15 protein-coding genes are annotated in these 20,395 nt (G+C 71.6%); 11 read left to right on the top strand and 4 right to left on the bottom strand.

Annotation, left to right across the window (positions count from 1 at the left end; all coding sequences use genetic code 11):
• Window positions 1–67: 67 nt before the first annotated feature.
• Together ACFY1P_RS23345 and ACFY1P_RS23340 are read right to left on the bottom strand one after the other, a co-directional pair.
• Window positions 68–724 carry an MBL fold metallo-hydrolase gene (locus ACFY1P_RS23345; protein WP_361535073.1) on the bottom strand — a complete coding sequence of 219 codons (657 nt, stop codon included), beginning with the start codon at window positions 722–724 and terminating at the stop codon, window positions 68–70.
• Between the two features lie 10 nt (window positions 725–734).
• Window positions 735–1,424 carry a maleylpyruvate isomerase family mycothiol-dependent enzyme gene (locus tag ACFY1P_RS23340; RefSeq protein WP_361535076.1) on the bottom strand — a complete coding sequence of 230 codons (690 nt, stop codon included), beginning with the start codon at window positions 1,422–1,424 and terminating at the stop codon, window positions 735–737.
• Between the two features lie 177 nt (window positions 1,425–1,601).
• On the opposite strand from ACFY1P_RS23340, the gene uvrA reads away from it, so the two are divergent.
• Window positions 1,602–4,559 carry an excinuclease ABC subunit UvrA gene (gene uvrA, locus ACFY1P_RS23335; RefSeq protein ID WP_390751755.1) on the top strand — a complete coding sequence of 986 codons (2,958 nt, stop codon included), beginning with the start codon at window positions 1,602–1,604 and terminating at the stop codon, window positions 4,557–4,559.
• 654 nt (window positions 4,560–5,213) lie between these two features.
• Here uvrA and ACFY1P_RS23330 read toward each other — a convergent pair.
• Window positions 5,214–6,128 (bottom strand): carbohydrate kinase, encoded by a 915-nt coding sequence (locus tag ACFY1P_RS23330; RefSeq protein WP_390751754.1) that lies wholly within the window; start codon window positions 6,126–6,128, stop codon window positions 5,214–5,216.
• A gap of 136 nt (window positions 6,129–6,264) precedes the next feature.
• Here ACFY1P_RS23330 and ACFY1P_RS23325 point away from each other — a divergent pair, with 136 nt between their 5' ends.
• On the top strand, window positions 6,265–6,720 hold the full coding sequence (locus ACFY1P_RS23325) for a Rieske (2Fe-2S) protein (protein ID WP_390751753.1): 456 nt from the start codon (window positions 6,265–6,267) through the stop codon (window positions 6,718–6,720).
• 160 nt (window positions 6,721–6,880) lie between these two features.
• On the opposite strand, the gene ACFY1P_RS23320 is transcribed toward ACFY1P_RS23325, so the two are convergent.
• Entirely contained in the window at window positions 6,881–7,828 is a 948-nt protein-coding gene (locus ACFY1P_RS23320; protein ID WP_361535559.1) for a hypothetical protein, read from the bottom strand.
• 230 nt (window positions 7,829–8,058) lie between these two features.
• On the opposite strand from ACFY1P_RS23320, the gene ACFY1P_RS23315 reads away from it, so the two are divergent.
• The 9 genes from ACFY1P_RS23315 to ACFY1P_RS23275 all read left to right on the top strand — a co-directional run bounded on the left by ACFY1P_RS23315 (window position 8,059) and on the right by ACFY1P_RS23275 (window position 20,391).
• Window positions 8,059–8,688: a papain-like cysteine protease family protein gene (locus tag ACFY1P_RS23315; RefSeq protein ID WP_361535562.1), complete on the top strand. Its 630-nt coding sequence runs from the start codon at window positions 8,059–8,061 to the stop codon at window positions 8,686–8,688.
• Window positions 8,689–8,692: 4 nt separating this feature from the next.
• Window positions 8,693–9,541, top strand: coding sequence for a hypothetical protein (locus ACFY1P_RS23310; protein WP_390751752.1), 849 nt, complete (start codon window positions 8,693–8,695; stop codon window positions 9,539–9,541).
• A 129-nt stretch (window positions 9,542–9,670) separates the two neighbouring features.
• The gene (gene uvrC, locus ACFY1P_RS23305; RefSeq protein WP_361532295.1) at window positions 9,671–11,683 is read left to right on the top strand and encodes an excinuclease ABC subunit UvrC; all 2,013 of its coding nucleotides are present in this window, start codon (window positions 9,671–9,673) and stop codon (window positions 11,681–11,683) included.
• Window positions 11,684–11,821: 138 nt separating this feature from the next.
• On the top strand, window positions 11,822–12,754 hold the full coding sequence (rapZ, locus tag ACFY1P_RS23300; RefSeq protein WP_361532298.1) for an RNase adapter RapZ: 933 nt from the start codon (window positions 11,822–11,824) through the stop codon (window positions 12,752–12,754).
• Window positions 12,751–13,803 (top strand): uridine diphosphate-N-acetylglucosamine-binding protein YvcK, encoded by a 1,053-nt coding sequence (gene yvcK, locus ACFY1P_RS23295; RefSeq protein ID WP_361532301.1) that lies wholly within the window; start codon window positions 12,751–12,753, stop codon window positions 13,801–13,803. Before rapZ ends, yvcK begins: the two co-directional genes overlap by 4 nt.
• Entirely contained in the window at window positions 13,794–14,801 is a 1,008-nt protein-coding gene (gene whiA / locus ACFY1P_RS23290; protein ID WP_116211143.1) for a DNA-binding protein WhiA, read from the top strand. Before yvcK ends, whiA begins: the two co-directional genes overlap by 10 nt.
• A 143-nt stretch (window positions 14,802–14,944) precedes the next feature.
• Window positions 14,945–17,905 (top strand): M14 family zinc carboxypeptidase, encoded by a 2,961-nt coding sequence (locus ACFY1P_RS23285; RefSeq protein ID WP_390751751.1) that lies wholly within the window; start codon window positions 14,945–14,947, stop codon window positions 17,903–17,905.
• Window positions 17,906–18,026: 121 nt separating this feature from the next.
• A complete protein-coding gene (gene gap, locus ACFY1P_RS23280; RefSeq protein WP_361532308.1) occupies window positions 18,027–19,031 on the top strand; it encodes a type I glyceraldehyde-3-phosphate dehydrogenase in 1,005 nt (334 codons plus the stop codon).
• A gap of 148 nt (window positions 19,032–19,179) precedes the next feature.
• Window positions 19,180–20,391, top strand: coding sequence for a phosphoglycerate kinase (locus ACFY1P_RS23275; protein WP_390751750.1), 1,212 nt, complete (start codon window positions 19,180–19,182; stop codon window positions 20,389–20,391).
• The last annotated feature ends 4 nt before the right edge of the window (window positions 20,392–20,395 follow it).

Here is a 20,395-nt window from a genome sequence, read left to right as displayed (position 1 = left end):
GGGGCAACGGTAAGGACCGCCGGCCATGGCCGGCGGTCCTTACCGTTCTCGCTTCACAGGACGGGGGTCACCAGCCGCGGGCGCGCCACTCGTCGAGGTGGGGGCGCTCGGCGCCGAGGGTGGTGTCGGCGCCGTGGCCGGGATAGACCCAGGTCTCGTCCGGGAGTTGGCCGAAGAGCTTGGTCTCGACGTCGTCCAGGAGGCTCGCGAACGCCTCCGGGTCGCCGTGGGTGTTGCCGACGCCGCCCGGGAAGAGGCAGTCGCCGGTGAACAGGTGCGGGTGGCCGTGCGGGTCGTCGTAGACCAGGGCGATGCTGCCCGGCGTGTGGCCGGTCAGGTGGCGCGCGGTGAGCTCGACGCGGCCGACGCGGATGGTGTCACCGTCCTCGACCGGTACGTCCGTCGGCACGGGGATGCCCTCGGCGTCGTAGCGGCCCGCGTAGGTGCGGGCCCCGGTGGCGTCCACGACCTCGCGCAGCGCGCCCCAGTGGTCGCCGTGCCGGTGGGTGGTGACGACCGAGGCGATGCCGCTGTCCCCGATCAGGCCGATCAGGGTGTGCGGCTCGGCCGCGGCGTCGATCAGCAACTGCTCGTCCGTCGCGCGGCAGCGCAGCAGATACGCGTTGTTGTCCATCGGTCCGACGGCGACCTTCGAGATCATCAGGTCGGTCAGCTCGTGCACATCCGCCGGGCCGCCGACCTTCACCGCTCCGCTGTACGTCATGGCTTCAAGCCTATAGCGGGGGCAGCGCCGGGAGCGGGGCGCCGTCGGTCCGCAGTCCGGCGCCGCGGTCACCGCGTCCGGCGAGCCAGCCGAGCAGGGCGGGGGCGGCGCCGGTGACGGTGACCGCGATGCCGTCCGCGCGGCCGGTGTGCCACTGCCGCCCGTCGGTCGCGGTGACGGTGACGGAGGGCAGGTCCGCGTGGCCGGAGAAGCGCTGGGCGAGGTAGTCGATCTCCCGGCCGAGGAGGTCGTCCGGCAGGTCCGTCAGCTCGTAGCCGATGCCCAGGTCGACGTGGTGCAGCGCGAGCTCGGTGAGCCGCCGGAAGGGGACGCGCGCGGCGGTGTCGGTCACTCCGTTGCGCAGGGTGACCGTGCGCGTCCAGTCGTCGACGGCGCCGGCGGTCTCCGCGAGGCGGTCCGCGCTCTCCCGGAGGTCGGCGAGCTGGGCGTCCAGGGGGCGGCCCGCGCCGTTCTCGATGTCCGCGTCGCGCGCCTCGCCGCTCGCGTACATCGGCAGTCCGCGCAGGACGTTGCCCAGGGCGTCCGCGTTCCGGGCGAGGTGGGTGAGCAGATGACCACGGGTCCAGCCGGGGAGCCGTGACGGTTCGGCGACGGCGCCGTTGTCCAGTTCCGCGACCGCGGTGAGGAGCCGGTCGGTCGCTTCACGTACAGATGCCAGGTCGTGCACATGATCAATCATGCGGCGACGATAGCGCCGCCACTCGTCCGGGTGAAGTAGCTCGTCTCCCGCCGTAATTCGAATGTGCGTGCTATAGGCTCGTGTGTGGCATCGGATCCGACATCCGCGCCGCGGCCCCCATACCCTGGGTCGGGGATGCGGCACATCCCACCGTTCTCAAGAAAGGTGCCGACCCGCGTGGCTGACCGTCTCATCGTCCGTGGCGCTCGCGAGCACAACCTCAAGAACGTCTCGCTCGACCTCCCCCGCGACTCCCTCATCGTCTTCACGGGGCTCTCCGGGTCGGGCAAGTCGTCCCTCGCGTTCGACACGATCTTCGCCGAGGGGCAGCGTCGCTATGTCGAGTCCCTCTCCTCCTACGCACGGCAGTTCCTGGGGCAGATGGACAAGCCCGATGTGGACTTCATCGAGGGTCTGTCCCCGGCCGTCTCCATCGATCAGAAGTCGACTTCGCGCAACCCGCGGTCCACGGTCGGCACCATCACCGAGGTCTACGACTACCTCCGCCTGCTCTTCGCGCGCATCGGCAAGCCGCACTGCCCCGAGTGCGCCCGGCCCATCTCCCGGCAGTCGCCGCAGGCGATCGTCGACAAGGTCCTGGAGCTGCCCGAGGGCAGCCGCTTCCAGGTGCTCTCGCCGCTGGTGCGCGAGCGCAAGGGCGAGTTCGTCGACCTCTTCTCCGACCTCCAGACCAAGGGCTACAGCAGGGCCCGTGTCGACGGCGAGACCATCCAGCTCTCCGAGCCGCCCAAGCTCAAGAAGCAGGAGAAGCACACCGTCGAGGTGGTCGTCGACCGCCTCACCGTCAAGGACAGCGCCAAGCGCCGGCTCACCGACTCGATCGAGACGGCGCTGGGCCTCTCCGGCGGCATGGTGATCCTCGACTTCGTGGACCTCGCCGAGGACGACCCCGAGCGTGAGCGGATGTATTCCGAGCACCTCTACTGCCCGTACGACGACCTGTCCTTCGAGGAGCTGGAGCCGCGCTCCTTCTCCTTCAACTCGCCCTTCGGAGCCTGCCCGGACTGCACCGGCATCGGCACCCGCATGGAGGTCGACCCGGAGCTGATCGTCCCCGACGAGGACAAGTCCCTGGACGAGGGCGCGATCAGCCCCTGGTCGCACGGCCACACCAAGGACTACTTCAACCGCCTCGTGGGAGCCCTGGCCGGCGAGCTCGGGTTCCGCACCGACATCCCCTGGGCCGGGCTGCCGCAGCGCGCCAAGAAGGCGCTGCTGAACGGCCACCGCACCCAGATCGAGGTGCGCTACCGCAACCGCTACGGCCGCGAGCGCGCCTACACCACGGCCTTCGAGGGCGCGGTGCCGTTCGTCAAGCGGCGCCACTCCGAGGCGGAGAGCGACTCCAGCCGCGAGCGCTTCGAGGGCTATATGCGCGAGGTGCCCTGCCCGACCTGTGAGGGCACCCGCCTCAAGCCGATCGTCCTCGCGGTCACCGTGCAGGGGCGGTCCATCGCCGAGGTCGCCGCGATGTCGATCAGCGAATGCGCCGACTTCCTGCGGGACATGAAGCTCACCGGCCGCGAGAAGAAGATCGCCGAGCGCGTCCTCAAGGAGGTCAACGAGCGGCTGAGGTTCCTGGTCGACGTCGGCCTGGACTATCTCTCGCTCAACCGCGCCGCGGGCACCCTCTCCGGCGGCGAGGCCCAGCGCATCCGGCTCGCCACCCAGATCGGCTCCGGTCTCGTCGGCGTCCTCTACGTACTGGACGAGCCCTCCATCGGCCTCCACCAGCGCGACAACCACCGTCTCATCGAAACCCTCGTGCGCCTGCGGGACATGGGCAACACCCTGATCGTCGTCGAGCACGACGAGGACACCATCAAGGTCGCCGACTGGGTGGTCGACATCGGCCCCGGCGCCGGTGAGCACGGCGGCAAGGTGGTGCACAGCGGGCCCCTGAAGGACCTGCTGCGCAACAAGGAGTCGATGACCGGGCAGTATCTCTCCGGCAAGAAGGCCATCGCCACGCCGTTCGAGCGCCGGCCCGTGGACCTCGACCGCCGGCTGACCGTGCGCGGGGCCCGGGAGAACAACCTCCAGGACATCGACGTGTCCTTCCCGCTCGGCGTGCTCACGGCCGTCACCGGCGTCTCCGGTTCCGGCAAGTCGACGCTGGTCAACGACATCCTCTACACCCACCTGGCCCGCGAACTCAACGGCGCCCGCGCCGTCCCCGGGCGGCACACGCGCGTGGACGGCGACGACCTCGTCGACAAGGTCGTCCACGTCGACCAGTCGCCCATCGGCCGCACGCCGCGCTCCAACCCCGCGACGTACACCGGCGTCTTCGACAACATCCGCAAGCTCTTCGCGGAGACGATGGAGGCGAAGGTGCGCGGCTATCTGCCGGGCCGCTTCTCCTTCAACGTCAAGGGCGGCCGCTGCGAGAACTGCTCCGGCGACGGCACCATCAAGATCGAGATGAACTTCCTGCCGGACGTGTACGTGCCGTGCGAGGTCTGCCACGGCGCGCGCTACAACCGGGAGACCCTGGAGGTGCACTACAAGGGCAAGTCCATCGCCGAGGTGCTGGACATGCCGATCGAGGAGGCGCTCGACTTCTTCGAGGCGGTGCCGACCATCGCGCGGCACCTGCGCACCCTGAACGAGGTCGGGCTCGGATACGTCCGCCTCGGACAGTCCGCGCCGACGCTCTCCGGCGGCGAGGCCCAGCGCGTGAAGCTCGCCAGCGAGCTGCAGAAGCGCTCGACCGGACGCACGGTCTACGTCCTCGACGAGCCCACCACGGGCCTGCACTTCGAGGACATCAGCAAGCTGATCGCCGTGCTGTCGGGGCTGGTCGACAAGGGCAACAGCGTCATCGTCATCGAGCACAACCTCGACGTCATCAAGACGGCCGACTGGGTTGTCGACATGGGCCCGGAGGGCGGCAGCGGCGGCGGCCTCGTCATCGCGGAGGGCACGCCGGAAGCGGTGGCTTCCGTGCCGGACAGTCACACCGGCAAGTTCCTGCGGGAGCTTCTCGGGGACCGGGTGAGTGATTCGCCTGCGGCGCCTGCGCGGAAGAAGAGGGCTGCGCCGAAGAAGGTGGCGGCTTCTGCGAAGGCTGCGCCTGCGAAGAAGGTGGCTGCTCGGGTGCGGAAGGCGTAGCCGGTGGGGGTGGGGGTGGGTGGGCGCCTGCGGCGAGCTTTTCCCCACCCTGCCCCTTCCCGGCTGCGTCTGATGTGCGGCTCCGCCGCGTGGGGGGCGCTGCCCCAGACCCCCGACTGCGGGCCGGTTGGCGCCTGCGGCGGGCTTTGTTCCCCTACCCCGCCCCTTCCCGAAACTGGGGCTCCGCCCCAGACCCCGAACCTCGGGTCCGTTGCCTCCCCCAGCTACCTCCCCCAGAGGTGCCCCCAGCGGCGGGAACGCCCTTCGGGCGTGTCCTCAATCGCCGGACGGGCTGAATGCGCACCCCGAAGCCGGACGTGCCCGCACTTGCCCTCCGGCGGGAGGGGGTGGGGTCGGAGGGTGGGGTTATGGAACGCGGTGCGACTTCAGGGCACCCAATACGTCTTACGGTTTCCGCACCGCGTTCCAGGTTCCCAGCCCGGAGGCCCCACCCCCGGCACCCGCCACCACCCGAGCCCGGCCGGCGATTGAGGCCGCCCGCCGCAGGCGCACACAACCCGCACAAGACATCGGACCCGCACCCAGAACCGCCCCCGCACCCAGCGGAAAGCGCACCCACCACACGCCCAAGCCCGGCCGGCGATTGAGGCCACCCCACCCCAGCCACAACACACCCGCACCCGGGAAGAGGCCCTACAGAGCAAGCTCCGCCGCCCAAGGCGGCTCCGCCCCCGCGCGGGAGCACGTGGAGGCCGCCGCGCGAGCCGCGAAGTCGAGGAGGGGAGGCCAGGCCACCGTGGCCAGGCTCTCTCGCGACAGTGCCCCACATGTCGCGAGCCCGTGCAGAAGCGCCGCGTTCACCGTGTCGCCCGCACCGATCGTGTCCACGACCTCGACCGCGGGGGCCGGGGCCGTGTGCCGGGCGCCGTCCCGGGTGTGTGCGGACAGGCCCGCCGCCCCGTGGGTGATCACCACCGCGGCCGGTCCCTCGGCCAGCCATTCCTCGGGGGAGCCGCCCAGCCACCGGGCGTCCTCCTCGGACAGTCTCAGCAGGGTCACATGCGGCAGCCAGGAGCGGAAGCGGGCGCGGTAGGCGTCCGCGTCGGGGATCAGGCCCGCCCGGATGTTGGGGTCGAGGAGCGTGAAGACCCCGCGCTCCGCCTCCCGGCGCAGCAGCGCCTCGTACGCGCTCGCGCCCGGTTCCAGCACCAGCGAACACGTGCCCAGGCACAGCGCCGACACCGCCTCCGGCAGCGGCCCCGGGAGCTCGAACAGGCGGTCCGCGGTGCCCTCCGCGTAGAAGGCGTAGCCCGCGGAGCCGTCCGCCCCCACGTCGGCCACCGCGAGCGTCGTCGGCTCCGGCCCGCGCCGTACCAGCGAGACGTCGACCCCCGCGGACCGGAGGCCGTCCAGCAGGGCCTCGCCGAAGCCGTCCGCCGACACCCGGGAGCAGAAGGCGGCCGGACTGCCCAGCCGCCCCAGTGCGACAGCTGTGTTGTACGGGCCTCCGCCGCGCCGTGGCAGCAACGCGGGCAGCCCGCCCTCGCCGTCCGGTGGCAGAGGAGACGGCACCAGGTCGATCAGGGCCTCTCCGGCTATGACGATCACGAGGGAGCATCCTTTCCTGCCGGGTTCACGCCGGGCCCAGCCTGCCACGGCGCCGACCGCCCGAGGGGCCGCAAGTGGAATTCAGGGTGCCGGTAGGGTCGACGCGTTGTATTCGCAGCGCACCGTTGGAGCACCCATGACAGCCCCTGCTGACCCCACCGACCCGACCGTCCCCGGTACGGACCGCCGCACCGTGCTGCGCGGTGCCGCTCTGGTGGGTGCCGCGGGGCTCGGCGTCACCGCGTGCACGGGCGGCGGTTCCGGCGGCGGCAAGGGCGCGGCCGCGCCCACCGCCCCCGTGGAGCTCGGCGCTCCGGCCGACGTGCCCGTCGGCGGAGCGCGGCTCTACCGCGAGCAGCGCCTGGTCGTCTCGCAGCCCGCCAAGGGGGAGTACAAGGCGTTCAGCGCGGTGTGCACGCACGCGGGCTGCGTCGTCGACAAGATCGAGGACGGGAAGATCAGCTGCCCGTGCCACGGCAGCAAGTTCGACCCGGCCACCGGCAAGGTGCTCCAGGGCCCGGCCGGCGCGCCCCTGCCCGCCGTCCCGGTCAAGCTGGCCGACGGCAAGCTGATCGCGGGCCCTGACGCGTGACGCCTGGCGGCGGGCGCCGGGTGGTTCGGTTGCTCTTGTGGCCGGGCCGCGGGTCGTCCTTGCCGCACCACCGCTGCGCGGCGGTGTCCTCAAGCGCCGGACGGGCTGATCCGGACAGGCTGATGTGGCCGAGGACGGAGTCCAGAGAAGCGGCCACCGCTCACGTCCAGTCCCAGGTGATCCCCACGATGCCCGGCCGCACCCCCTGTTCCACCAGGTGCACTCCGCGGTGCCGTCCCGCCAGCGTCAGTTCCTGTTGCCCGGCGCGCGGTGCGCCCGCGGAGCTCTGGGCGAATCTGCGGCAGCGCACCGGCAGCGCCGCGCTGTCGAAGCGGACCTGAAGGACGTACTGCCCGCCCGCGAAGCTGAACCCCCGGACGTACTCGCTGCTCGGCCCCGCCGTGCCGTCCTCGAAGCCGTAGCCGAAGACGTAGGTCTCCCCGGCCCGCAGCCGGGTGTCGAAGAGCAGCTCGGCGACGAGGACGCCCGCCCCGGCGTGCCAGCGCACGCGCCCCACCCGGCAGTTCTCGAGGGCGCGCACCGCCACCTGCCCGGGGTCGCAGCCGGCGTCGCCGTGGTGGATGGCCACATAGCGGTCCACACCGTCCCGGTGGGCGCGGACGACGTGCTGCGAGTCGCGCTCCCGGAGCTCGCGTCCGGCGCCGATCAGGACCCGTTCCAGATGGCAGACGGTGTGCAGCCCGCCGTCCGCCGGTGACTCCAGCTCCGCCAGCAGCCGCTCCAGCGCCCGTGACTCCTCGACCAGGGAGCGGTAGGAGCGGGCCGCGGGCCGCTCCGCCCCGGGGCCGGGTGACGCCGGTTCGAGCAGCCGGCTCAGGGAGTGCGGGGGCAGCTCCAGCACCTCCTCCAGCGCGCGCACCGCCCGGAGCGACTCGGCCCGCTGGGGTCTGCGCGCGCCCTGCTGCCAGTAACTGAGGCTCGTCACCCCGACCCGTACGCCGCGCTGCGCGAGCCGGTGCTGCACCCGGTGCAGGGCGAGGCCGCGTACGGACAGCGCGGTGCGCAGCGCCAGATGGAACGGCCCGGTGCGCAGGGTCTGCGCAAGTTCGTTCTCGGCCGCGTCGGCCGCTGCGCCGCTGTGTGCCATCCGCTCGCCCCTCTGTGAATATTCACCGGCGGCGGGATCGATCCGGCTCACCGGACCGCTGTGATCCTCTTGACCGGGCACCGGCCGTTCACATCCGGTTCGCGCTGTTCACACCGCCGGCTCACCCAGCATTGAAACCTGTTGACCGGTCACTGACAACACCCTGATGCTCCTGATCAGCGTCCGGACGCGCTCCTCCGTCTCAACCCCCCGCCTCGGGAGGAACGTCCATGTCCCGTGCATCGGCACAACAGAAAACGACCGGAAAGAGCCGTATACGCGGCAGACGGCTGTCCGTCGCCGCGCTCGTCGCCTCCGCCCTGATCGCCGTCCCCACCACGGCGAGCGCGGCGACCGGCGGCGACCACCAGGCTTTCGCCGCGTCCAAGAAGCTCAACATCACCATGCAGGCCCAGCAGAAGACGAATTGGTGCTGGGCCGGCTCGGGCAACACCATCGCCACCTGGTTCGGGCGCGGCTACAGCCAGAACCAGTTCTGCAACGCGGCCTTCAACCGGCAGCAGGGCTCGGAGTGCCCCAACAACCAGGCCACCCTGGGCAATGTGCAGAACGCCCTGAACTGGGCGGGCATCAACTCCGGCTCGTACGTGAGCGGCTGGCTGCGCTACACGACCGTGCAGAGGGAGATCAACGCGAACCGGCCCATGGAGACCCGCATCCAGTGGTCCTCCGGCGGCGGCCACATGCACGTCCTCTACGGGTACGACGACTCCAGCAGCTGGGTCTACTGGGGCGACCCGTGGCCGTCCAACAACCGCTACAACTGGGCCTCGCACAGCTGGTACGTGAACAACGACCAGTTCTCGTGGACCCACTCGCTCTACGGGATCGGGGCGTGATGTCATGAGCGCGCACATCAGGAAGAACGCGGCCCGTGCGGCGGCCGCCGGGGCGTTCACCGCCGCCCTGCTCGGCCTCGCGCCCCTCGCGCACGCCGACGGGAACCCGGTCCCCGCCCCCCTCGCCCCGCCCGCCGCGGGAGTCACGGCCGCGCACGAGGCGGCGGCCGCCCCCGCGACGCTCGACACCCTCGCCCGCTTCTTCGCCCGCGACGGAGCCGTCGCCCAGTCGAAGGCGCGGCCGAGGATCGACGGCGCGACGGTGCCCGTCTACTCGCTCGCCCCGGAGTTCGTGGCGGGCAAGAAGGACGCCCCGGTCGCCCAGCTCGAGTTCCTCGCCAGCGGGGCGGTCTCCGCCGACGGGCAGAAGGCGTCGGTGTGGACGGTGAAGTCCGGGGACGCCTGGAAGGTCGTCAACATCGCCACCGGCGACGACGAGACGCGCTACGCCGCCGAGGGCGCGCGGAAGCTCAGCGGCGGCACCGTCTTCCACGAGCCGCAGATCGACGCCTGGTACGTCCAGCGCGGCGACCGCGTGCTGCCGCTCGACGCCGACGCCACCCGGGCGATCGGGGCAGGCGGCACGAGCGTCGAGAACTACCGGGCGCGCGTCCACAAGGCGTACGGCGACAAGCTGCCGGGCTCCGCGTACGCCCGGCAGGGCATGGCCGGCGGCTACGCGGAGCCGGCCGGCGGGACGGCGGAGAAGACCGAACAGGTCAAGGCCGCGTCCGCGGCGCGGACCGGCGCGGGGAGCCCGCTGAACGCGGGCGCCACCGCGACGGCCGCGGGCGCGGCCCTGGCCCTCGGCGCCTCCGCCCTGGTGGTCCACCGCAGGCGGCGCCGCGGCTGACCACCCGCACCTGGGGGCGGCCCCACAACGCCCCCGCTCCGGCCCCGGCGCGCACTCGCCGGGGCCGGAGGCGTGCCCGCGCCCGGCTGGGCGACGGCGTTGTCAGTGCCCGCAAGTAGGCTGTGGGACATGGCCGACCCCAGCAGCTACCGACCCAAGCCGGGACAGATCCCCGACTCGCCGGGGGTCTACAGATTCCGTGACGAGCACGGCCGCGTGATCTACGTCGGGAAGGCGAAGAGCCTGCGCCAGCGGCTCTCCTCGTACTTCCAGGATCTCGCCGGTCTGCACCCGCGCACGCGCACCATGGTCACCACCGCGGCCTCCGTCGAGTGGACCGTGGTCGCCACCGAGGTCGAGGCCCTCCAGCTGGAGTATTCCTGGATCAAGGAGTACGACCCGCGCTTCAACGTCAAGTACCGCGACGACAAGAGCTACCCCTCCCTCGCCGTCACGCTGGGCGAGGAGTTCCCGCGCGTGCAGGTCATGCGCGGCCCCAAGAAGAAGGGCGTGCGCTATTTCGGCCCGTACGCCCACGCCTGGGCGATCCGCGAGACCGTCGACCTGATGCTGCGCGTCTTTCCCGTACGCACCTGCTCCGCCGGGGTGTTCAAGCGCTCCGCCCAGATCGGCCGCCCCTGCCTCCTCGGCTACATCGGCAAGTGCTCCGCCCCGTGCGTCGGCCGCGTCACCCCCGAGGAGCACCGCGAACTGGCCGAGGAGTTCTGCGACTTCATGGCCGGCCGCACCGGCGCCTATCTGCGCCGCCTCGAGGAGCGCATGCGCGAGGCCGCCGAGGAGATGGAGTACGAGAAGGCGGCCCGGCTGCGTGACGACATAGAGGCGCTGCGCCGCGCCATGGAGAAGAACGCGGTCGTCCTCGCCGACGCCACCGACGCCGACCTCATCGCCGTCGCGGAGGACGAACTGGAGGCCGCCGTCCAGATCTTCCACGTGCGCGGCGGGCGGGTGCGCGGCCAGCGCGGCTGGGTGACCGACAAGGTCGAGGCCGTCGACACCGCGGGCCTGGTCGAGCACGCCCTCCAGCAGCTCTACGGCGAGGAGAAGGGCGACGCGGTCCCCAAGGAGGTCCTTGTCCCCGCCCTGCCCGACCCGGTGGAGCCCGTCGCCCAGTGGCTCGGTGAGCGCCGGGGCGGCCGCGTCGACCTGCGCATCCCGCAGCGCGGCGACAAGAAGGACCTGATGGCCACGGTCCAGCGCAACGCCGCGCAGGCCCTCGCGCTGCACAAGACCAAGCGCGCCTCCGACCTCACCACCCGCTCCCGCGCCCTGGAGGAGATCGCGGAGGCCCTCGGGCTGGACTCGGCACCGCTGCGCATCGAGTGCTTCGACATCTCCCACCTCCAGGGGCAGGACGTCGTGGCGTCCATGGTCGTCTTCGAGGACGGCCTCGCCCGCAAGAGCGAGTACCGCCGCTTCCAGATCACCGGCCGGGTCGGCGACACCCAGGTCTGGCACGGCCAGGGCCAGGACGACGTCCGCTCGATGCACGAGGTCGTCGCCCGCCGCTTCCGCCGCTATCTGCGGGAGCAGCAGAAGGCGGGGGAGTGGTCCGAGGCGAACGCCGTCGAGGACAGCGAGGACGGCCCCCTCCACGCCGAGGACGACAAGCCCAAGCGCTTCGCCTATCCGCCGCAGCTCGTCGTGGTCGACGGCGGGCAGCCGCAGGTCGCCGCCGCCCGGCGGGCCCTGGACGACCTCGGCATCAGCGACGTGGCCGTCTGCGGCCTCGCCAAGCGCCTCGAAGAGGTCTGGCTGCCCGGCGAGGACGATCCCGTCGTCCTGCCGCGCACCAGCGAGGGCCTCTATCTCCTCCAGCGCGTCCGTGACGAGGCGCACCGCTTCGCCATCTCCTACCAGCGCGGCAAGCGCTCCAAGAGCATGAAGGCCGGACCGCTGGACGCCGTCCCCGGCCTCGGGGACACCCGCAAGCGGGCGCTGATCAAGCACTTCGGCTCGGTCAAGCGGCTGCGGGCCGCGACGGTGGAGCAGATCTGCGAGACGCCCGGCATCGGCCGCAAGACGGCCGAGACGATCGCCGCCGCGCTCGCCGCGACAGCGCCGCCCGCCCCTGCCGTCAACACCGCGACTGGCGAGATCATGGACGATGCGGAGGAATGATGGACGTGGACGCCCACGGCCTCGGCCGGCGGTGCGCGCCCGGACGGCGGGCGCCGTCCGGGACACGGACACCGCAAGACGCAGTATGGAAGACGGAGCCGCGCCCCGCGGCACCGTCCGCAGAACGGGGGTAGCAGCATGACCGGGACCGAGCGAGACGGAGCACAGGTGAGTACGGGCACGACGGCGGACACGACCGGTGAGGCGGCGGGCATCCCCGAACTGGTGATCATCTCCGGTATGTCGGGGGCGGGCCGCAGCACCGCCGCCAAGTGCCTGGAGGACCTCGGCTGGTTCGTCGTGGACAACCTGCCGCCCGCCCTGATCCCCACCATGGTGGACCTCGGCGCCCGCTCGCAGGGCAACGTGGCCCGGATCGCCGTGGTCGTGGACGTCCGCGGCCGCCGCTTCTTCGACAACCTCCGGGAGTCCCTCGCCGACCTCGCGGCCAAGAAGGTCAAGCGCCGCGTCATCTTCCTGGAGGCCTCCGACGACGCCCTGGTGCGCCGCTTCGAGTCCGTGCGTCGCCCGCACCCCCTCCAGGGCTCCGGCCGCATCGTCGACGGCATCGCCGCCGAGCGCGACCTGCTGCGTGAGCTGCGCGGCGACGCCGACCTGGTGATCGACACCTCCAGCCTCAACGTCCACGAGCTGCGCGCCAAGATGGACGCCCAGTTCGCGGGCGAGGAGGAGCCCGAGCTGCGGGCCACCGTCATGTCGTTCGGCTACAAGTACGGCCTGCCCGTCGACGCCGACCTCGTGGTGGACTGCCGCTTCCTGCCCAACCCCCACTGGGTCCCCGAGCTGCGCCCCTTCACCGGCCTCAACGAGGAGGTCTCGGGCTATGTCTTCAACCAGCCCGGCGCCAAGGAGTTCCTCGACCGCTACACCGAGTTGCTCCAGCTGATCGCCGCGGGCTACCGCCGCGAGGGCAAGCGCTATGTGACCATCGCGGTCGGCTGCACCGGCGGCAAGCACCGCTCGGTGGCGATGTCCGAGAAGCTCGCCCACCGCCTGGCCTCGGAGGGTGTCGAGACCGTGGTCGTCCACAGGGACATGGGGCGCGAGTGACCGGCGGCACGTTCCGGCTGCGCCGCGGCCGCCGGCTCGTCCCCGCCCGCGCGAGCGGGCGGGGCAAGGGCCGCGTGGGCCGCGGCGCGCAGCCCAAGGTCGTCGCCCTCGGCGGCGGCCACGGCCTGTCCGCGTCGCTGGCCGCCCTGCGCCGCATCACCGGCGACCTCACCGCCGTCGTCACCGTCGCCGACGACGGCGGCTCCAGCGGCCGGCTCCGCGACGAGCTGGGCGTGCTGCCCCCCGGCGATCTGCGCAAGGCGCTCGCCGCGCTGTGCGGCGACGACGACTGGGGCCAGACCTGGGCCCGGGTGATCAAGCACCGCTTCGCCAGCGAGGGCGACCTGCACGGACACGCCGTCGGCAATCTGCTGATCGTCGCCCTGTGGGAGCAGCTCGGCGACCACGTGCAGGCCCTGGACCTGGTCGGCAAGCTCCTCGGCGCGCACGGCAGGGTGCTGCCCATGTCGGCGGTGCCGCTGGAGCTCCAGGCGCTCGTACGGGGCCACGACCCGGCCGAGCCCGACGCGATCAGCACCGTGTGCGGCCAGGCCACCGTGGCGCTCACCCCCGGAGAGGTGCAGTCCGTGCACGTCGTGCCGGAGGACCCGCCGGCCGTGCCCGAGGCCGTGGCGGCGGTGCTCGACGCCGACTGGGTGGTGCTCGGGCCGGGCTCCTGGTTCTCCTCCGTGATCCCTCATCTGCTGGTGCCCGAGCTGCTCGACGCGCTCCAGCAGACCAAGGCGCGCCGGGTGCTCTCGCTGAACCTCGCGCCGCAGCCCGGCGAAACCGATGGCTTCTCCCCGCAGCGTCATTTGGAGGTTTTGGCCCGACACGCCCCTAAACTCGCCCTGGACGTGGTGCTGGCCGACGAGGCCGCCGTGCCCGACCGGCAGAGCCTCACCGACGCCGCCAAGCGTCTGGGGGCCGCGGTCGAGCTGGCGCCGGTCGCCGCTCCCGACGGCTCCCCGACACACGACCCGGAGCTGTTGGCCGCCGCGTACGACCGTATTTTTCGGATGCATGGAAGGATCGGCCCATGGCGATGACGGCAGCGGTGAAGGATGAAATCTCCCGGCTCCCCGTCACCCGGACCTGCTGCCGGAAAGCGGAGGTCTCGGCGATCCTGCGGTTCGCGGGCGGGCTGCACCTGGTCAGCGGGCGCATCGTGATCGAGGCGGAGCTGGACACCGGGATCGCGGCCCGGCGGCTGCGCAAGGACATCCTGGAGATCTTCGGGCACACCTCCGACCTGGTGGTGATGGCCCCCGGCGGGCTGCGCCGCGGCAGCCGGTACGTGGTGCGGGTGGTGGCGGGCGGTGACCAGCTGGCCCGCCAGACCGGCCTGGTCGACGGCCGCGGCCGGCCGATCCGCGGGCTGCCGCCGCAGGTCGTCTCCGGTGCCACGTGTGACGCGGAGGCCGCCTGGCGCGGCGCGTTCCTGGCCCACGGCTCGCTCACCGAGCCCGGCCGCTCGTCCTCCCTGGAGGTGACCTGCCCCGGGCCCGAGGCGGCGCTGGCGCTGGTCGGGGCGGCCCGCAGGCTCCAGATCGCGGCCAAGGCGCGCGAGGTGCGCGGCGTGGACCGCGTCGTCGTCCGGGACGGTGATGCGATCGGCGCGCTGTTGACGCGTCTGGGTGCGCACGAGTCGGTGCTCGCCTGGGAGGAGCGGCGGATGCGCCGCGAGGTGCGGGCCACGGCCAACCGCCTCGCCAATTTCGACGACGCCAACCTGCGCCGCTCGGCGCGCGCCGCGGTGGCCGCGGGCGCCCGGGTGCAGCGCGCGCTGGAGATCCTCGGCGAGGAGGTCCCCGAGCACCTCGCCGCCGCGGGCCGGCTGCGCATGGAGCACAAGCAGGCCTCCCTGGAGGAGCTGGGCGCCCTCGCCGACCCGCCGCTGACCAAGGACGCCGTCGCCGGCCGCATCCGGCGGCTGCTCGCGATGGCCGACAAGCGGGCGCAGGACCTGGGCATCCCCGGCACCGAGTCGAACCTCTCGGATCTGTCCGACCTCTCGGAGGAGCTCGCCGAGGGCATGGTCGGCTGACCTGTCGGGCACGCCCCGGTCCGCCGGTCCGGCTGGAGGAATCCAGCCGGACCGGCGATCCAGGGCCTGTTGACATGACCATGAGCGCTTCATCAGCCTGACGTGCGTGCGACCCGATGTGCCGACCTCAGCAAGGGGAGCTCATGAGACGCAGGGCGAGACCGATCCTGGCGGCCGCTTCACTGATGATCAGCGGGCTGGCCGCCGCACCCTTCGCACACGCGCAACCCGCTCCGGGCACCACCGCCGACAGCGGCACCCTCTCCGTATGGACCGCGAAGGTCACCTCCGCACAGATCCCGCTGCTGCTCGCGGCGGGCATCGACGGACACGAACTGGGCGAGCGGGTCACCGTCGGCCGCACCGCGCCCGTCGAGCTCACCCTCACCCCCGCGCAGGCCGCCGGCCTGCGCGGGCAGGGCGTGGACCTCACCGAGAAGCGCGTCCCCAGGAAGACCCAGGAGCGGCTCAAGGCCACCGGCGACGGCGTCTTCCGCCCGTACGGCCCCAAGGGCGGCCTCGAGGAAGAGATCGTCGCCACCGCGCGGGCGCACCCCGGCCTGGCCAAGGTCGTCAGCATCGGCAAGACCGTGCGCGGCCAGGACATCCTGGCCCTGAAGGTCACCAAGGACGCGACGCGGACGCGCGACGGCGCCAGGCCCGCCGTGCTCTACATGTCCAACCAGCACGCCCGCGAGTGGATCACGCCCGAGATGACCCGCCGGCTGATGCACCACTATGTGGACGACTACGGCAAGGACGACCGCATCACCAGGCTGGTCGACCGCTCCGAACTGTGGTTCCTGCTCTCCGCCAACCCCGACGGCTACGACTACACCTTCCAGAGCCCCGACACCCGGCTGTGGCGCAAGAACCTGCGGGACAACGACGGCGACGGAAAGATCACCTCCGCCGACGGCGTCGACCTCAACCGCAACTTCCCCTACAAGTGGGGCTACGACAACGAGGGTTCCTCGCCCAGGCCCACCTCCGAGACCTACCGCGGTCCGTCCCCCGCCTCCGAGCCGGAGACCCGCGCCCTGGACGCCTTCGAGAAGCGCGTCCGCTTCAGGTACGCCATCAACTACCACTCCGCCGCCGAACTGCTGCTCTACGGCGTCGGCTGGCAGGTCGCCACGCCCACCCCGGACGACGTCCTCTACAAGGCACTCGCCGGCACCCCGGAGAAGTCCGCGATCCCCGGCTACCGCCCCCAGCTCTCCTCCGAGCTCTACACCACCAACGGCGAGGCCGACGGGCACGCGGCCAACGTCAACGGCACGATGATGTTCACCCCGGAGATGTCGACCTGCGAGACCGCGGCCAAGTCCGACCCGGACCACCGCTGGGACCCGGCCGACTGCCGCTCCTCCTTCACCTTCCCGGACGACGAGAAGCTGATCCAGCGGGAGTTCACCAAGAACCTCCCCTTCGCGCTCTCCGTCGCCGAGACCGCCGCCAACCAGGCGGGTGACGACCAGCCGGTCTCCTCCGTGGGCCTGAGCGCACCGGACTTCACCCCCGACACCTTCACCACCTCCTACGCGCGCGGCGAGGAACAGGACGTCGCCGTCACCGTCCGCAAGAGCGTGCGCGACAAGCGCCTCAACTACCGCATCGACGGCGGCCGTACGCACACCGCGCCGCTGGAGGCGTGGGAGGGCGGCAAGCGCTACGGCGGCCGGGACAACCTCCGCTTCGACCAGTACCGCGCCCAGGTGGAGGGCGCCGATCCCGGCTCCCGCGTCCAGGTCTGGTTCACCGGCCGTACGCGCGGGGGCAGGCCCACCGCCAGCGAGCCGTTCACCTACAGCGTCGCCCAGCGGCCCCGCGCCGACACCCTGGTGCTCGCCGACGAGGGCGGCACGACGGCCGCCCGCTCCGTCGCCGTCTACACCAAGGCCCTCGCCGACAACGGCCGCAGGGCCGCCGTCTGGGACGTCGCGCGGCAGGGCGCGCCCCACGCGCTCGGTGTGCTCGGCCACTTCGGCACCGTGGTGTGGTACTCCGGCGCGAACCGGCCGGGAGGCGAAACCCTGCTGGCCGTAAGGGACTTCATCAACGCCGGGGGCAAGGTCGTCGCCGCCGGGCAGCAGGCCGGCGGCAGCGCGCGCGTCGGCGCGGCCGACACCGACGACTTCAGCCAGTACTACCTGGGCGCAGGCGGCAGGGTCTCCTACGTCCGGCCGCCGCGCTTCGACGGCACCGGTGAGCTCAAGGGCACCTCGGCCGTGCTCGCCGACGCGCCGGGCAGCCCGCTGACCGCCGCCGGCGCGTACAGCCCGATTTCCGACGAACTGCCGCCCGCCGGCTTCCCGCAGTTCCGCAGCGCGCCCGCGGGTGACTACAGCGGCGTGCGTTCCCCCTTCCAGCCGTACGCGGGCTCCTGGATGGCGGCCGCCCGGCACCGGGACAGCGCCTGGATGCGGCTGGCCCGCACCGTCGACCTCACCGGGGCGAAGGCGGCCGACAGGCCCGCCCTCGGCTTCTGGCTCAGCCACGACACCGAGCAGGGCTACGACAACGCCGTCGTGGAGGTGCACACCGTCGGCCGCGACGACTGGACGACCCTGCCCGACGCCCGCGGCGGGACGACCGACCAGGCGCCCCTGGACTGCGGCTCCACCCTCGCCCTCCACCCCTTCCTCGCCCACTACCTCACGCTGCGTAGCGGCAGCTGCGTGGGCCAGGGCAGCACGGGCGGCTGGCACGCCTTCACCGGCTCCTCCGGCGGCTGGCGGCAGGTCTCCTTCGACCTCGGCGCCTACGCGGGCCGGAAGATCGAGGTGGCCGTCTCCTACGTCACCGACCCGGGCAGCGGCGGCCGCGGCGTCTTCGTCGACGACGCCACCGTCACCGTCGGCGGCACCGCCCAGCCCACGGAGGGCTTCGAGACCTCACTGGGGCCCTGGACCGTGCCCGGCCCGCCCGCGGGCAGCCCCGGGAACGCGGGGGACTGGGCGCGCTCGCAGGAGCTCGGCCACTACGCGGCGGCCGTCACCACCAGTGACACCGCACTGCTGGGTTTCGGTCTCGAACACGTATCAAATGGGAACGACCGCGCTCGTCTGCTCGGGAATGTGTTGCACGCCATTGACAGGTGACGGTCGAGGGGTCCGCCAATGTCACGTCCCTCCTTCGTTAGAGGTAGGGTCGGTGGTGGTCGGGGACATCCCATACAGCTCGCCGGCGGACAGACCGGCAAACCAACGAGGAGATCGGTTCGTGACGATCCGCGTAGGCATCAACGGCTTTGGCCGTATCGGTCGTAACTACTTCCGCGCGCTGCTGGAGCAGGGTGCGGACATCCAGATCGTCGGTGTCAACGACCTGACCGACAACGCCACTCTGGTCCACCTGCTGAAGTACGACACCATCCTGGGTCGTCTGAAGCAGGAGGTCAGCCACACCGACGACTCCATCACCGTCGGTGACATGACCTTCAAGACGATGGCCGAGCGCGACCCGGCGAACCTGCCCTGGGCCGAGCTGGGTGCCGACATCGTCATCGAGTCGACCGGCATCTTCACCAAGAAGGCCGACGCCGCCAAGCACATCGCGGCCGGCGCCAAGAAGGTCCTGATCTCCGCGCCCGCCAAGGACGAGGACATCACGATCGTGATGGGCGTCAACCAGGACAAGTACGACGCGGCCAACCACCACGTCATCTCCAACGCCTCCTGCACCACCAACTGCGTGGCGCCGATGGCCAAGGTTCTCGACGAGAACTTCGGCATCGTCAAGGGCATGATGACCACGGTCCACGCGTACACCAACGACCAGCGCATCCTGGACTTCCCGCACTCCGACCTGCGCCGCGCCCGCGCCGCCGCGGAGAACATCATCCCGACCTCGACGGGTGCCGCCAAGGCCACCGCGCTGGTCCTCCCGCAGCTGAAGGGCAAGCTGGACGGCATCGCCATGCGCGTCCCGGTCCCGACCGGCTCGGTCACCGACCTGGTCCTCGAGCTCGACCGCGAGACCAGCAAGGAAGAGATCAACGCCGCCTTCCAGAAGGCCGCCGAGGGTCAGCTCAAGGGCATCCTCGAGTACACCGAGGACGCGATCGTCTCCTCCGACATCGTGAACTGGCCGGCCTCCTGCACCTTCGACTCCTCCCTGACCATGGTCCAGGGCAGCCAGGTCAAGGTCGTCGGCTGGTACGACAACGAGTGGGGCTACTCCAACCGCCTGGTCGACCTGACCGTCTTCGTCGGCGGCCAGCTCTGATCTTTGCCCGGCCGCACGGTCGCAGGCACTGAGATGTAGGGAAGGGGCTCGTAGGGCGCGAAGGGGCGCCGTACGAGCCCCGTCCCATGACTGACCACAATGGAAACCCCCAGCTCCCGCTGGGAGGTGCCCCCAACCGGAGTCATTCATGAAGACGATCGACGAACTCCTGCAGGACGGTGTCGAGGGCAAGCGGGTCTTCGTCCGCGCCGACCTCAACGTGCCGCTCGACGGCACGACCATCACCGACGACGGCCGCATCCGCGCCGTCGCCCCGACGATCGCCAAGCTCGCCGCCGCGGGCGCCAAGGTGATCGTCGCCTCGCACCTGGGCCGTCCCAAGGGCGCCCCGGACCCCGCCTTCTCGCTCGCTCCCGCCGCGGCGCGGCTCGGCGAGATCCTGGGGAAGAATGTCTCGTTCGCCACCGACACGGTCGGTGACAGCGCGAAGGCCACCGTCGCCGCACTGGCGAACGGCGAGGTCACGCTGCTGGAGAACCTCCGTTTCAACGCGGGCGAGACCAGCAAGGACGACGCGGAGCGCGGCGCCTTCGCCGACCAGCTCGCGTCGCTGGCCGACCTCTATGTGGGTGACGGCTTCGGCGCGGTGCACCGCAAGCACGCCTCGGTCTTCGACCTCCCGGCGCGCCTCCCGCACGCCGCCGGCGACCTGATCGCCACCGAGGTCGGCGTGCTGAAGAAGCTGACCGAGGACGTCGCGCGCCCGTACGTCGTGGTCCTCGGCGGTGCCAAGGTCTCCGACAAGCTGGGTGTCATCGACAACCTGCTGGAGAAGGCCGACCGCATCCTCATCGGCGGCGGCATGTCCTACACCTTCCTCAAGGCCAAGGGCCACGAGGTCGGCATCTCCCTGCTCCAGGAGGACCAGATCCCGGTCTGCCTGGAGTACCTGGCCCGGGCCGAGAAGCGCGGCGTGGAGTTCGTCCTCCCCGTCGACGTCCTGGTCTCGGCCGACTTCCCGGACCTGAAGACCAAGGCTCCGGCCGACCCGGAGCTCGTCTCCTCGGACGCCATCCCGGCGGACAAGGAGGGCCTGGACATCGGCCCGAAGACGCGTGAGCTCTACGCCTCGAAGCTCGCCGACGCGGGCACGGTCTTCTGGAACGGACCCATGGGCGTCTTCGAGCACCCCGACTACGCCAACGGCACCAAGGCCGTGGCCCAGGGCCTCCTCGACAGTGAGGCATTCACCGTCGTGGGCGGTGGCGACTCGGCCGCCGCCGTGCGCATCCTGGGCTTCGACGAGACCGCCTTCGGCCACATCTCGACCGGCGGCGGCGCCAGCCTCGAATACCTCGAGGGCAAGACGCTCCCCGGCCTCGCCGCACTGGAGGACTGAACCA

It is taken from the genome of Streptomyces sp. NPDC001407 (genome assembly GCF_042895325.1).
In the GTDB taxonomy this organism is placed as follows: domain Bacteria; phylum Actinomycetota; class Actinomycetes; order Streptomycetales; family Streptomycetaceae; genus Streptomyces.
This window is presented reverse-complemented; position numbering and strand designations above follow the sequence as displayed.